At 63.7% G+C, this 12,673-nt stretch carries 13 protein-coding genes and 1 tRNA gene; 7 read left to right on the forward strand and 7 right to left on the reverse strand.

The window, feature by feature from the left end:
* Positions 1 to 245: 245 nt before the first annotated feature.
* From ISS97_RS05325 to rsmD, 4 genes are all read right to left on the reverse strand, one after another.
* Entirely contained in the window at positions 246 to 497 is a 252-nt protein-coding gene (locus ISS97_RS05325; RefSeq protein ID WP_266171341.1) for a YfhL family 4Fe-4S dicluster ferredoxin, read from the reverse strand.
* Between the two features lie 293 nt (positions 498 to 790).
* Positions 791 to 1,297 (reverse strand): hypothetical protein, encoded by a 507-nt coding sequence (locus ISS97_RS05330; protein WP_379986172.1) that lies wholly within the window; start codon positions 1,295 to 1,297, stop codon positions 791 to 793.
* Positions 1,298 to 1,461: 164 nt separating this feature from the next.
* Positions 1,462 to 1,965, reverse strand: coding sequence for a pantetheine-phosphate adenylyltransferase (gene coaD, locus ISS97_RS05335; RefSeq protein WP_379986054.1), 504 nt, complete (start codon positions 1,963 to 1,965; stop codon positions 1,462 to 1,464).
* Positions 1,966 to 2,053: 88 nt separating this feature from the next.
* Positions 2,054 to 2,623 carry a 16S rRNA (guanine(966)-N(2))-methyltransferase RsmD gene (gene rsmD, locus ISS97_RS05340; protein WP_379986056.1) on the reverse strand — a complete coding sequence of 190 codons (570 nt, stop codon included), beginning with the start codon at positions 2,621 to 2,623 and terminating at the stop codon, positions 2,054 to 2,056.
* 77 nt (positions 2,624 to 2,700) lie between these two features.
* Between rsmD and ftsY the strand changes: the two genes are divergently transcribed.
* The 6 genes from ftsY (at position 2,701) to ISS97_RS05370 (ending at position 8,300) form a co-directional block, all read left to right on the forward strand.
* A complete protein-coding gene (gene ftsY / locus ISS97_RS05345; RefSeq protein ID WP_379986057.1) occupies positions 2,701 to 3,849 on the forward strand; it encodes a signal recognition particle-docking protein FtsY in 1,149 nt (382 codons plus the stop codon).
* A 31-nt stretch (positions 3,850 to 3,880) separates the two neighbouring features.
* The gene (locus tag ISS97_RS05350) at positions 3,881 to 4,948 is read left to right on the forward strand and encodes an AsmA family protein (RefSeq protein ID WP_379986059.1); all 1,068 of its coding nucleotides are present in this window, start codon (positions 3,881 to 3,883) and stop codon (positions 4,946 to 4,948) included.
* Positions 4,945 to 6,006 (forward strand): A/G-specific adenine glycosylase, encoded by a 1,062-nt coding sequence (gene mutY / locus ISS97_RS05355; protein WP_379986061.1) that lies wholly within the window; start codon positions 4,945 to 4,947, stop codon positions 6,004 to 6,006. The genes ISS97_RS05350 and mutY overlap by 4 nt, the downstream gene beginning before the upstream one ends.
* Entirely contained in the window at positions 6,003 to 6,281 is a 279-nt protein-coding gene (locus tag ISS97_RS05360) for an oxidative damage protection protein (RefSeq protein WP_379986062.1), read from the forward strand. Before mutY ends, ISS97_RS05360 begins: the two co-directional genes overlap by 4 nt.
* Positions 6,282 to 6,354: 73 nt before the next feature.
* Positions 6,355 to 6,430 (forward strand) — tRNA-Phe (locus tag ISS97_RS05365).
* Positions 6,431 to 6,599: 169 nt separating this feature from the next.
* Positions 6,600 to 8,300 carry an MASE1 domain-containing protein gene (locus tag ISS97_RS05370; protein WP_379986063.1) on the forward strand — a complete coding sequence of 567 codons (1,701 nt, stop codon included), beginning with the start codon at positions 6,600 to 6,602 and terminating at the stop codon, positions 8,298 to 8,300.
* Here ISS97_RS05370 and ISS97_RS05375 read toward each other — a convergent pair.
* Entirely contained in the window at positions 8,284 to 8,847 is a 564-nt protein-coding gene (locus ISS97_RS05375; protein ID WP_379986064.1) for a hypothetical protein, read from the reverse strand. The two genes, ISS97_RS05370 and ISS97_RS05375, sit on opposite strands and share 17 nt — an antisense overlap.
* 223 nt (positions 8,848 to 9,070) lie before the next feature.
* On the opposite strand from ISS97_RS05375, the gene ISS97_RS05380 reads away from it, so the two are divergent.
* Positions 9,071 to 9,487: a PepSY domain-containing protein gene (locus tag ISS97_RS05380; protein WP_379986065.1), complete on the forward strand. Its 417-nt coding sequence runs from the start codon at positions 9,071 to 9,073 to the stop codon at positions 9,485 to 9,487.
* 45 nt (positions 9,488 to 9,532) lie between these two features.
* Here the strand turns inward: ISS97_RS05380 and ISS97_RS05385 are convergent, their stop codons facing one another.
* Both ISS97_RS05385 and ISS97_RS05390 read right to left on the reverse strand, forming a co-directional pair.
* Positions 9,533 to 12,415, reverse strand: coding sequence for a type 2 lanthipeptide synthetase LanM family protein (locus ISS97_RS05385; RefSeq protein WP_379986066.1), 2,883 nt, complete (start codon positions 12,413 to 12,415; stop codon positions 9,533 to 9,535).
* Between the two features lie 3 nt (positions 12,416 to 12,418).
* Positions 12,419 to 12,601, reverse strand: a complete 183-nt coding sequence (locus ISS97_RS05390) for a DUF6229 family protein (RefSeq protein ID WP_379986067.1) — start codon at positions 12,599 to 12,601, stop codon at positions 12,419 to 12,421.
* Positions 12,602 to 12,673: the final 72 nt, after the last annotated feature.

Consider the following 12,673-nt stretch of genomic DNA (forward strand, 5'->3'; position numbering starts at 1 on the left):
CGGCCGTTACCGCTGCCGCGTGGCGAAGCGCCTGACTGGCCGTCAGGTCGAGCCGCGCGGCAGCGGTAACGGCCGTTCTGGATATCACCCTGTCATTAAAATTCATCAAGTGAGGGCCCTTGCTGTTTGCGCGCAGCTCACCGCCACGCTGCTTCTACAGACGTCCAGTCTGCCATCAGCAGCGCAACGGCGATCTGCGCGCAAACAGCAAGGGTGACGCCTGCGTGGAATAGATCAGAGGGTCCCTACCCCTCTTTCATCAACTGGCGGTACTTGAGTTCAAGTTGATCGTGCGTTTCGGTGTGTTCGGGGTCGACGATGATGCATTCGACCGGGCACACCTCAATGCACTGCGGTTCGTCATGATGCCCAATGCACTCCGTGCACAACGCCGGGTCGATCACGTAGTACTCCTCGCCGAGCGAGATGGCCTTGTTCGGACAAACCGGTTCGCAAACGTCGCAGTTGACGCAGGTATCGAGGATTTTCAGAGACATCAGACGAGTTTACACGGTAGCGCCGGATGCTGCGGCGCACAAGATGACTAAAAATGGGGAGAAAAAAGCTTTTGCGCGGGCGGGGTTGTTTCAAGGGCTTACCCCTCCCCAGCCCTCCCCTGCAAGCAAGGGAGGGAGCTCGGTATCGCGAGCTTTTAGCTCCTCCCCTTGCTTGCAGGGGGAGGCTGGGAGGGGGGGGTAAGCCCTTGCGAAAACCTCTCCAGCAACCCCAAAAGAAAAAGCCCGCGATGCTCACGCATCGCGGGCCTTCATCACATCGGTTGCCGCGTGGCTTACATCGCCACGAAGCGCACATTGGCGCCAGTCGGCTGCAGCGCGGTGGTGACGCGCTCCTGGTCGGCCTTGTCGCCGATGAAGAGCACGATCACGTCCTTGAAGGAACCCGGCTTGGCGTCCTTGAAGGCGGCAATGACCAGATCGGCGGTCTTGGCCGAGTCCGGACCGGCGAACACCAGCATGTTGCCCGGCAACACGCCACGGGCGACGGTGTCCTGCACGGTCTCGAGCTGGCGCTGGCGCTTGGCCTGGTCTTCTTCACCGTCGCCGGCGTTCACCAGGTACGGGTACGGACGGTCGGCCGTCATGCCCTGCATGTTCTTCTGCACGATCTGGCCGAGGTAGGCATTCCAGGCCTTGCCGTCGTTCGGATCGGTGGGCTTGGTGACCTGGGCGACCTGCTCGGTGGTCTGCTTGGCGCTGTCGTCGGCGTTGTTGCCGCAGCCGGTAAGGGCCAGCGAGCCGGTGAGCGCAAGGGCGGCGATAAGTGCGTACTTGTACATGGTGATCACCCTGAAGTGGTGGAGTCTGGACATGGATCCCCCGGAAGACGGGGCCCACCAAGAGCCTGTCCGCAGGATGGCGGCGAGCATACACGAGCGCCCGGGTCCCCAACCACAGCCGGGCGGCGGGCCTTAGCCGCCTCGAACGGCGGCGACTCGGGCGATTACTGGCGGCGCTGCCGCATCGCCTGCTGCACGGCCGGATGCACGAAGCCGGAGATGTCGCCACCGAGGCGGCCGATCTCGCGCACCAGCGAGGAGGAGATGAAGCTGTACTGCTCCGCCGGAGTAAGGAACAGCGTCTCCACCTGCGGGATCAGATGGCGGTTCATGCTGGCCAGCTGGAATTCGTACTCGAAGTCCGACACCGCGCGCAGGCCGCGGATGATCACGCCGGCACCGATCTCGGTGACGAAATCCGCCAGCAGGCAATCGAAGCCACGTACTTCCACGTTGCGCAGGTCGGCTAATGCCAGCCGCGCCAGCGCGATGCGTTCGTTGAGGCTGAAGCCAGGACCCCTGCCCTTGTTCGGGCTGTCGGCCACCGCCACCACGATGCGCTCGAACAGCGGCGCGGCACGCGCGACCAGGTCGGCATGACCATTGGTGATGGGATCGAAAGTACCCGGGTAGACAGCAAGGCGCGTATTGACCGGCGGCTTGTTCACGAGGCGTGTGGCGTCTGGCTACGAAAGGGCCGCTAGCTTAGAGCCTGTGTTCCTCATCCGCATAGCCCACCGAAGACGAACACAGGCGCTAACGAAGTTCGCTGGTCCGGCGATAGAGCGCGTAGCGCACTTCGCCGGCCTGCCCTTCCCGATGCAGTTGCCAGTTCGCGGGCAAGGCCGGCACGGTGGCGCGCGGCGATTCCACATAGATCCAGGCGGCAGGTGTCAGCCAGCCGCCGTCTTCCAACTGCCGCGCCAGTACCGACCACAAGCTCAAGGCGAACGGCGGATCAAGGAAGACCAGGCCATAGGGCTGGGCGGTGCCTTGCAGATAGGCGCCAGCGTCGGCCGCACTCACTTTGCCGTTCGCCACCTTGAGCCGGGCGAGGTTGTCGCGTAGTGCCTGGGCCGCGCGGGCGTCGCGCTCCACGAACTGCACGTGCGCTGCGCCACGCGACAAGGCTTCAATGCCGAGCGCACCGGTACCGGCGCACAGATCCAGGCAGCTCTCGCCGGCGATGAACGGCGCCAACCAGTTGAACAGGGTCTCGCGCACCCGCTCCGCGGTGGGGCGCAGGCCGGGCAGTTGGGGCACGTTGAGGCGGGAATTGCGCAGGTTGCCGCCGATGATGCGGATGCGGCCGGAGCCAGCGCTCATACGGGCCGCCATGGCTCAGCGGCCAGTGCAGGTGGGGGTGTTAGCATGCGCGCTATTGTCTTTGAATCGCTGCCGCAATGCTCAAGTTCTGGAAGAAGAAACCCGCCGACACGACTACGGGTCAGCCCGCCGCCGCCCCGACCAGCACGGAAGCCGCCCCGGCAGCGGCGCTTCCGCACGACGCTGACGCTGTTTCGCTGGACAACGCCGCCGCGGTGCTGGGCGAAGCGCTGGCCGAAGCCGCGCCGCCGGCCGAAGCACCGGGCGAGGAAGTGCCTTTCCAGGTGCCTGCCGAAGAAACCGCACCGGCCAAGCGCAGCTGGCGCGACCGGCTCTCCGGCAGTGCCTTCGCGCGCGGTCTTACTACGCTGTTCGTACGCCATCCCAAGCTCGACGACGCGCTGTTGGATGAGCTGGAAACCACACTGATTACCGCTGACGTGGGTATCGAGGCGAGCACCGCACTGGTGGAAGATCTGCGCAAGCGCATGCACAAGCGCGAGTTCGCCGATGCCACCGCCCTGCTCGCCGCGCTGCGCCAGGCACTCGTTGCTTTGCTGGTGCCGGTGCAGAAGCCGCTGGACGTGAGCGGCCGGGCGCCGTTCGTGGTGCTTACGGTGGGCATCAACGGCGTCGGCAAGACCACCACGATCGGCAAGCTCGCGCGGCGTTATCGCGACGACGGCCGCAACGTGATGCTGGCCGCGGGCGACACCTTCCGCGCCGCCGCGGTGGAGCAGCTCAAGACCTGGGGCGCGCGCAATAACGTGCCGGTGATTTCACAGGGCCAGGATGCCGATTCCGCCAGCGTGATCTTCGATGCATTGCAGGCGGCGCGTTCGCGCAATGCCGACGTGCTGATCGCCGATACGGCCGGCCGCCTGCACACGCAGGGCGGCCTGATGGACGAGCTGGGCAAGATCGCGCGCGTGCTGAAAAAGATCGATACCGAAGCGCCGCACGAAGTGCTGATGGTGATCGATGGCACCACCGGGCAAAACGCAGTGAGCCAGGTGCGCCAGTTCCGCCAGATCGTCGGCGTCACCGGTCTGGTGGTGACCAAGCTCGACGGTACCGCCAAGGGTGGCGTGGTGTTCGCGCTGGCGCGCGAGTTCGGCCTGCCGATCCGCTATGTGGGCCTGGGCGAAACCGCTACCGACCTGCGCGTGTTCGATGCGGAGGCTTATGTCGATGGGCTGCTGCCGGCCAATATCGGCCATGGCTAAACGCAACCTGCAACGGTGGCGGAGCTAACCCATGCCGCGCTGGCTACGCATCAGCCTGTGGAGTTTCGGCGGCATCGCACTGGCGGTGCTGGTCACCGTGGTGATCTCGCTTTACCTGTTGCTGCAACCCGGCCGCTTCACTGCGATGCTGCAATCGCAGGCCGGCCAGGCGGGGCTGGACCTCAACCTCGCCAGCCCGGCCAGCCCTACCCTGTTCCCGCGCCCCGCACTTGAGCTGCAAGGGCTTACCTTGAGTGCGAAGGGCGCGAGCATGCCGATCCTGCTCGCCGCGCGCGGACGCCTGCAATTGCCGTGGCGCGCACTGCTGGGCAATGAAACCGTGATCTCGCGGCTGGAGATCGATTCGCCGCGTGTCGATCTGGACGCATTGCAGGCCTGGCTCTCTGCGCTGCCTCCGCGTACGGAAACTACGTTACCGGAAATTCCGCGCATCGATGCCGGTGTGCGCATCACCCGCGGCAGCCTGGTGCGCGGCAACGAAATGCTGTTGAACGATGTGGCGGTGGACGCCGGCAGCCTCATACCGGGGCAACCGTTTCCGCTGACCATTTCCGCCCGCAGCGCGGATGGCACACCGTTGCAGTTGCGGCTTTCCGCGACGCCGCGCGTCAAGGGCGAGGCATTGCGGCTGGAAAATATCGAACTGCATCTCGCCCAGGGCAACACACTTACGCTGCAGCTGACCGGCGAGGCGCGCTGGCATGGCGCCGCCGATGCGTCGCTCAAGCTCAGCGGCAAGCTCGACCATGCCGATGCCGGCATCTACGACACCTCGCTGGTGCTGACACCCGCCAACCAGATCGACCCCTTGCTGCTGGCGGTGAAACTCGACGGCCCCGACAACCATGCCGACCTGCGCCTGCCGCCGCTCGCGCTGGCCGACTGGTGGTCGCAACTCAGCCACCCGCAAGGGCCGCGACTTGGCGTACCCCCAGGCACCGGCACTGCGGATATCGCCAAACTCGAAGCCGGCGGTGTCGTGGTGGAAGGCCTGAGCATCAAGGCCGGCGTCGAGCCACCGCCACCCGCGCCCACTAAGAACGCCAGCAAGCCCGCGCCTGCACGTAAGAGCCAATGACCGTCGACACCAGGAACGCCTTCGCCACCGACCTGTTGGCCTGGTTCGATCGCCATGGCCGCCACGACCTGCCATGGCAGCATCCGCGCGACGCTTATCGCGTGTGGCTGTCGGAAGTGATGTTGCAGCAGACACAGGTGACTACGGTGATTCCGTATTTCCTGCGCTTCGTGGGCACGCTGCCGACGCTGCGCGATCTCGCGGCCGCCGATGAAGACACCGTGCTCGCGCTGTGGTCCGGCCTGGGTTACTACCGGCGGGCGCGCTTCCTGCATCGCGCCGCGCAGATTTGCGTGGAGCAGCATCAGGGCGAGTTGCCGCGCGACTTCGACGCGCTGGCCGCCTTGCCCGGCATCGGCCGCTCTACCGCGGGTGCGATCCTGGCGCAGGCGCATGGGCTGCGTTTCCCCATTCTCGACGGCAACGTCAAACGCGTGCTTACGCGCTATCACGGCATCCATGGCCATCCCGGCCAGAGCGCCGTAGAGAAAGTGCTATGGCAGCACGCTGATGCACACACGCCGGATGAACGCGTGGCCGACTACACCCAGGCCATCATGGATCTGGGAGCTACGCTTTGCGTGCGCTCGCGGCCACTGTGCAGCGGCTGCCCGTTGGCTGCTGGCTGCGTCGCACATCGCGATGGACTCACCGCGCAATTGCCCAGCGCCAAGCCCAGCAAAGCCATTCCCACCCGCTCCACCGTCATGCTGGTGCTACGCGATGCGAACAAGCGCGTACTGCTCGAACGGCGCGGACCTCAAGGTGTGTGGTCCGGCTTGTGGAGCCTGCCCGAAGCCACCGATCATGACGGCGCCTGGCGCGCTGCGCAGCAGCTCGCGCGCATCGACGATGCACAGGCGCTTGCGCCGTTCATCCACGTTTTCAGCCATTACCGCCTGCAAGTCGAGCCGCTGCTGTTCGACGACGCGACAGCGCATCGCGCCATCGCCGATAATCCCTCGCTGCGCTGGTGCGATACCGGCGAGATCGCCGCTCTCGGCCTTCCCGCACCCGTGCGCAGCCTGCTGCAAAGCCTTCAAGGAATCATGCAATGAGTCGCACCGTTCACTGCGCCAAGCTCGGTACCGATGCCGAAGGCCTGGATTTCGCCCCCTGGCCCGGTCCGCTCGGCCAGCGTATTTACGCTGAAATCTCCAAGCCCGCATGGCAGCAATGGCTGGCCCACCAGACCATGCTGATCAACGAATACCGCCTCAACCCGCTCGATCCCAAGGCACGCCAGTTCCTGAGCGGGGAGATGGAGAAATTCCTGTTCGGGGGCGAGGTGAAGCCGCCCGAGGGCTTCGTCGCCCCGGGCAGCGAATCTTGACGCCCATCCCGATATCCGGTTTAATGCGCGGCTCCACGCAGTATCGATGACTGTAGCAGTCATCCACACTCTTGGCCGAGTAGCTCAGTTGGTAGAGCAGGGGATTGAAAATCCCCGTGTCGGCGGTTCGATTCCGTCCTCGGCCACCATCGAATTCGAACGGTCCGCAGCGATGCGGGCCGTTTTCGTTTTTGCCGTGGCCGCTCCGTTCGATAAACGGTCGCGCCCTCGACGCGCCGGATCCTTCCTGGAGTGCGCGACGCATAGGCAACACCATGCCGCGAATTCAAAACAGGAACCGGACCACAAAAAACCAAAGTGGCCGATATCGGCTATCCGCAGCGCCGCCGTCATGCCGGCGATTGCTACACCCGATTCCGGCAGTGGATCACACCTGCTTTCTCAGGTATTTCACATCACTGTCTCTATGTTGAAAAATGGATCGGGGATGTGATGGGGATCGGGACGGACATGGATCAAAAGCTGGGTTGGCTCGGCCGGCAGGTCGCAGTGGCAGTGGCGTACGGACTCGTGTATGAGTTGCTGCGAAGCATGAGCTTCGCGCATTTCGTGCCGGTCAGCGGCTTCAAGCTGAGTGTGCTGTTGCTAACACCGCGACGTTATTGGCCCGCGCTGCTGATCAGTGAAATGTCGGTTCTCGCTTATACCCTCGAGAGCTGCATCGCGAGCTTCGGGTGGGCGTTCTATCTCTTCTCCATCATCCCGCCAATCGCACCGCTCATGATCATCGTGGCAGCCTGCCGCGCCAGGCTGCCGGGGCTTGCGCTTCCGAACTTCAAATTAAGCAGCCTGCTTATCTGCACGGTGATTTCGACCGTAGTGCTGGTGGCTGACAGCCTGATTTCTGCCTCGCTGATTCTTGACCCGGTCGGCGTAGGAAGAAAGCCGCTGTCGGTGCTGATGGGGGATTACCTCCTGGGCACCTATACCGGCATCCTGGCCGTCACTCCACTGGTCCTTACAGCGGCGTTTGAGTGGCGTAAGCGCCGATCGCTTACAGCCATCTGGATGAACAACAAGGCATTGCTCCAAGCCACCGCGTTCGCGCTGGTCGCGATGAGCGTAGAAGTCTTTGCCTTCTCGTACTCTGATAACTCCACGTTGCGCTTTGCGGGCCAGGCCATGTTGCTGGTACCGGCAGCTTATTTCTTGATGCGCTGGGACTGGAAGGGCGCGGCGGTGGTGGGCGCGCTGTCGAGCTTCGGCATCGTGGCCCTGATGCCGGCCAAGTTCGATCTTGCCACGCTGATGACGCAGACGATGATGGCATTGTCGCTGACCGCTTTCATCGTACTTGGTCAACAGACCGCCAAGCTCAAGCAGGCGACCAAGGCCAAAGACAACCACTTGAAGAAGGCCCGGCTCGAGCAGCACCTCTCAGAGCTGAGACTTCAACGCAGCTCCTTCGAACTCTCGTTCGTCAATGTAGAGCTGGCGCGCGCCCACCGGCATCTGCTGATCCAGCTCGGCCATACGCATAACCGGGGTGAGGTGGAAACACAGAAACACCACCTGACGAAGACCACACGGCGGTTGACTGAGCTTGCCAACTCGCTGGCACCGCCGATGGGTGCAGGGCATCCGCATGCACTTACCGAGGGGCCAATATCGGAGTTATTGGCCAAACTTGGCGTCGACTACCACGTCAATCTCCGCGGACAGCTCAGTCTGCTGTCAAAAAGCACATTTGCCCTGCTCTACCGCCTCTCATGCGAGGCGGTGGCCTATCTTCTGAAGGAGCATCCCACCGATCGCATTGTCCTATCGACACAGACCGTCATCGAAGACAACGTCATGACGATCGCGCTTACGGTGCAAAGCGCCGGGCAAATCATTTCGTCTCCTGCCCGAAACAGGATCATGCAAGAGCTGGGTACTTACGATCTCGGATTGGAAGAGCTGCGCATCCGCGCGCAGCTCTTCAATGGCGACGTGACCGTCGACGGCAAGCAGGTCTACGTAAGCCTCCAACAGGAATTCATTACAGAGCTCGACTGACCGGGCAGTCGTTGGGATCACATAACGCCGCTGCTGGCGCCGACTGGATACGGGTAACCGGGCAGTCGTTGGGATCGCATAACGTCGCTGCTGGCGCCGGCTGGATACGGGTAACCGGGCAGTCGTTGGGGTCGCAGCCTGCTACCGGCGTAACGCTCCATACATACTGACCCTTGCCATTCACTGCCACGGCAACCTGCGTAACACCGTCGCTGTAAACCACCTCGGCATGACTCAACTGGCCGCTTCGCATGGGCGCATCCGGCGTGGATACGCTGCCCGCATCGCTGCCCATCGGCAGCACAAGATAAAGGCCATTCGCCGTGGCGACACCCATGCGGACCTGGTTGCCGAGGTCGTTGACCTGGACGTAATTAATACCGTCACGAATAAAGCGATAGACGTGCCAGCGCGGACTCTGCGAGACATCCTTTGTTGCCGGCCTCGCCGCCCCCATACCCTGCTGCTCCAAAGCGGTGGCACCCGCGGTTCCGAACAACGAAGCGGCGAGCAACAGAACTCCAAATACTGCGTGGCGCATTTTCATACCTAAATGACTCCCCCTTCCAAAGGTTCGCGGTTCCGGCGGGCATGATGACGTCGAAATCGTGACGCCATGGTGAGGAATCTTGGCATAGCTCTCGCATTGGCGAACCTGTCTGATGGTCTATGTCGGGCGTGAATGGCCTTGCCCCGATGCCCTGTATTCACCGCAGGTTGGACTTTTGCGGACAAGACTCAGGATCCCCGCCAACCACGAGGAACCGTCCATGAAGAAAAGTATCGCTTCATTGACCATCGCTCTCGCCCTGGGAGCCTCCACCGCTATGGCGCAGGAAGCGCTCACCGAGCGTCAGGTGCATACGCAGCTCGAGCAGCAGGGCTATACCAAGATCCATGATCTGAAATTCACCGACGGTATGTGGAGAGCACGGGCCAAGAGCGCGAATGGTACGCGCGTTGCGGTGAAGATCGACGCCAAGACCGGACAGGCCTATCCCGACGAACAGGTCTCGCGCCTCAGCGAGCGTGACGTGCGCGCAGCCCTCTCTACCGGCGGCTATACCCACGTGCATGACGTCGCTTACAAGGATGGTTTATGGAGGGCGAAGGCCGAGAACCCGGCCGGCGCCGACGTGAAATTGCAGATCGATCCCGAGACCGGACGCGTCATCGGCACTAACTAACGACGAGCAGCCCGGAGGCACTTTGCCTCCGGGCATGCATCCGGCTCAACCGTGCGCACTCAGCGTGAGAATGGAAGGCAGCGTGCTTTCGGGATGAGCGCGAAGCAGTTGATAGGCGATGCCACCCAGACCTGGCATCAAGCCCGGAGAGAAGGTGTCGCGTACCATGCCGCAGATCGGACCATGATCTTCGATGCTGGTCAGCCAATGTGCCAGAAGCGCTTCGCGAGTCAGCCCGTCCGGTGCTTCACTTGCGCTTATCGCTGCATCGAGCAACTCCCACGCTGAAGCATCGCCATGGCATGCGGAGTGATTCCAACCCAGGCCCTGGCGCCACGTCGCCGCTGCCGCACGCCGAAGCTGGGTGCGTGTGTGTGGTTGTTGTAGCGAGGGATCAAGATCGAGATGCGCAAGGCCGATGCCGACGGCGCCGTGGCACCACGCTGCCGCGGTCCTGGCACCGGGCAGCATGCGCAGGTCGAGCCAATTGCGTTCGCTATCGTCGTACAGCGCTTCTTCAAAGGCCAAAGCCGCCGTGGCCATGTCGAGATAGCGCTGTTCGTCTGTTGCACGCGCGAGCTGGGTCAATGCCCACGCGATACCCGTGACGCCGTGGGCGAAACCGCCGACGCCGTCCGGCCATTGCTCCTGCTTCCAGCAGGCTTTGTCGCCATCGCGGACGGCCCGTGCGCAAAGACTGTCACCGAGTTCGCGCGCCATCTGCAGATAGCGCGCATCGCCGCTGCGTCGCGCCAGCATCAATAGCGGAGGGATGACTCCCGCGGCGCCGGAGAGCACGTCCACCATATCGCTGGCATCCGCGGCCTCCGGTATCGCCTCAGCGAGCGTGCGGGCATGCGCCAGACCGCCGCCGCGATCCATGCCCCAGTCCGCGAGGGTCAGCCACATCCAGATCAATGAACCCAGGCCGGAATACCCGCCTAGCGGCAACGGCCGCACCTTGAGAGTGTCCTGGCGCTGGCGTTCTGCCTTGGCGGCAAGCAGCTCGAGCGAGAACAGCGTTGCGGTCAGCAACTCTTCCAGCCCTTCCACGCTGTTGGCACGTCCTGCCCCGACCTCGCGCAAATAAGCTGCGATCAACAAGGCAACGCCGGATGTACCGCCATAGAGATCCTGCGTCAGCGGCTGCACCGACCAACCGGTGACCGGGTCGAACACCGGCGCGATCCACGCCACGCTGCCATCGTCGCCGCGGATCGCCGTGGCGACCAGTTCGCGCATGATCTTCGCCACCTGCTCGCGACGGCGCGCGTCGATATCGCCCATGCGCGCCTGCGCCGGCCACAGCGACTCGTCGCCCGGCATCCAGCCCTGGTTGATGTAGGCACTGATCAGCGTCGCCTTGATCACGCTGCGCTCCAGCAACGGATCGATGCTGCGCCAGTGATCCAGCGCCGCGTCCACCAGGTTCAACGGTGGCAGCCATTGCGTGTCGCGCGGACCGTCCAGCCGCCCCTGCCTTGCCGTGGTGGAGAAGAAGGGAATATCGCCTTCCAGCAGGTCGCTGATCTCAGCCTCGATGACTTCCGGGTCGCCCGGCGCCACCGCGACATTCGTCGCCATGCGCGCCATCAGATCGCGCGCACGCGCGGTCGCACTGGCTTCGTTATGCAGCGACACCGGATGCCACAGCATGCGCGCCAGCTCGGCATAAACCTCGGTGGCGCGCGGCACGACGCGGATGCGGCAATCGGCGAAACGCTCCAGCCGACAGCGCAATGCACCGTTGTCGTCGAGGCGGCGCAAAGTAGCAGTCATGCCGTCGAACGCCTCCAGCACATCGGGCCAGAATCGCGACAGCACTGGCTCCGCGCTCGGATGATTCTGCGCTATCGGCGCGGCGACTTTGATCGTACCCAGGCGCGCTTCGTCCGTGCCAGCGTTGACGATGCTCGGCTGCTCCAGCATCGGCTGTTGTCCGGGCAGTGAGCCCACCGCCGAGGTATCCACACCGCGCCAACCCAACCCCAATCCACGTCCCGGCAACATGCCAATACTGAGCACCGTGCCCGCCACCATGTCGGCGGCGCAGTCGGCCGCCTGGCCGTAACCGGAAGGCTTGCGCGGCAACTTCGGCGTGAACAGCGTTTCGCAGTCGATCACCACGGGACTGCCGCCGTGGGCGATCAGGTTTTCCGCATGCAGATCGCTGCCACCGAGCAGGCTCATGATCGCCAGCCAATGGCCGATGCCGCGATAGAAATCGCGCAGCTCGCTATCGTCGGCGGCATAACGGTGGCCGACGAATTCGGCCCAGCCATATTCCGTACGGTTCACCACTCGCGGCACGCGAATGGCCAGAGGTTCGTCGTGGTCGCCCGCCAGTGTTTCGATGAAATGGGCGAGCTCGCGATCGGTCGCCATCGAGCGCGGCTTGTAGACGACCCGCCCGCCTTCGCAATGCACCAGGGCCACGGTCTGGCCGCGACGATGACTGTCGCCGGCACCGAAGCTCAGTTTCAGCAAGTGACCGGCTTCGCCACCGCATAGCGTACCCAGGCTGTCGCGGTCATGCGCCCAATGTTGCGCAAAACGCAGCGCCGCGCGGCAGCGGTTGCGCACAATGCTGCCAACCCGCGCAAGCAGTCGCGGGTAATGCGCGGCCAGGCCGGCCCAGAAATCCGCGTGCGAAGACAGCTCGATGAAATGCGTCCAGCGCTGTGCCGCGTCTTCGCCTTGCAACGTACCCGCGGTACGCGCCGCATGCAGCTCCACCAGCAGTACGCGGGTGAGCTTGGCATGCAGGATAGCCAGTAGTACCTCGCGCGTTCCTGCCAGGATGACCGCGCGCTCGCTTGCATGCAGGCCGGCGATTTCCACTAGCTGGGTTGCCAGTCCGTCCACGTCGGACGAGAACAGGCAACCCAGTGAAGCGTCGAAATGGCCGGCGTCCGTGACGGACGCCATGCGTCAGCAGCAATAGCGGGTGTGTGAGCCCGTACAGGCCGTGCCACATCCACCGAAGGTCGTCAGCGAACTCATTTCGCTGGTGATCTCGGCTTCGGCGAACTGGCCACCCGTGAACAGCGGGCCGGCCGGGTTGTGCTCATCAGCCTCGTTGCGGAGCTGGGCAATGCGATCTGCGTTTTCCATGGCTTACCTCTTTGACAGGTCTCAGGAAAGAACCGTGCCGTGAGGTCAAGAGAAAGCGGAGGCGGCGCGCAC

This window comes from Dyella koreensis (genome assembly GCF_044904565.1).
GTDB classification, from domain to species: Bacteria; Pseudomonadota; Gammaproteobacteria; order Xanthomonadales; family Rhodanobacteraceae; genus Dyella_D; species Dyella_D koreensis.

Bases quoted from the DNA above. Each gene is read 5' to 3' on its own strand.
- ISS97_RS05390 (WP_379986067.1), bottom strand. From the start codon at position 12,601: ATGGAAAACGCAGATCGCATTGCCCAGCTCCGCAACGAGGCTGATGAG.
- mutY (WP_379986061.1), top strand. From the start codon at position 4,945: ATGACCGTCGACACCAGGAACGCCTTCGCCACCGACCTGTTGGCCTGG.
- ISS97_RS05385 (WP_379986066.1), bottom strand. From the start codon at position 12,415: ATGGCGTCCGTCACGGACGCCGGCCATTTCGACGCTTCACTGGGTTGC.
- ISS97_RS05360 (WP_379986062.1), top strand. From the start codon at position 6,003: ATGAGTCGCACCGTTCACTGCGCCAAGCTCGGTACCGATGCCGAAGGC.
- ISS97_RS05350 (WP_379986059.1), top strand. From the start codon at position 3,881: ATGCCGCGCTGGCTACGCATCAGCCTGTGGAGTTTCGGCGGCATCGCA.
- ftsY (WP_379986057.1), top strand. From the start codon at position 2,701: ATGCTCAAGTTCTGGAAGAAGAAACCCGCCGACACGACTACGGGTCAG.
- ISS97_RS05330 (WP_379986172.1), bottom strand. From the start codon at position 1,297: ATGTACAAGTACGCACTTATCGCCGCCCTTGCGCTCACCGGCTCGCTG.
- rsmD (WP_379986056.1), bottom strand. From the start codon at position 2,623: ATGAGCGCTGGCTCCGGCCGCATCCGCATCATCGGCGGCAACCTGCGC.
- ISS97_RS05325 (WP_266171341.1), bottom strand. From the start codon at position 497: ATGTCTCTGAAAATCCTCGATACCTGCGTCAACTGCGACGTTTGCGAA.
- ISS97_RS05375 (WP_379986064.1), bottom strand. From the start codon at position 8,847: ATGAAAATGCGCCACGCAGTATTTGGAGTTCTGTTGCTCGCCGCTTCG.
- ISS97_RS05380 (WP_379986065.1), top strand. From the start codon at position 9,071: ATGAAGAAAAGTATCGCTTCATTGACCATCGCTCTCGCCCTGGGAGCC.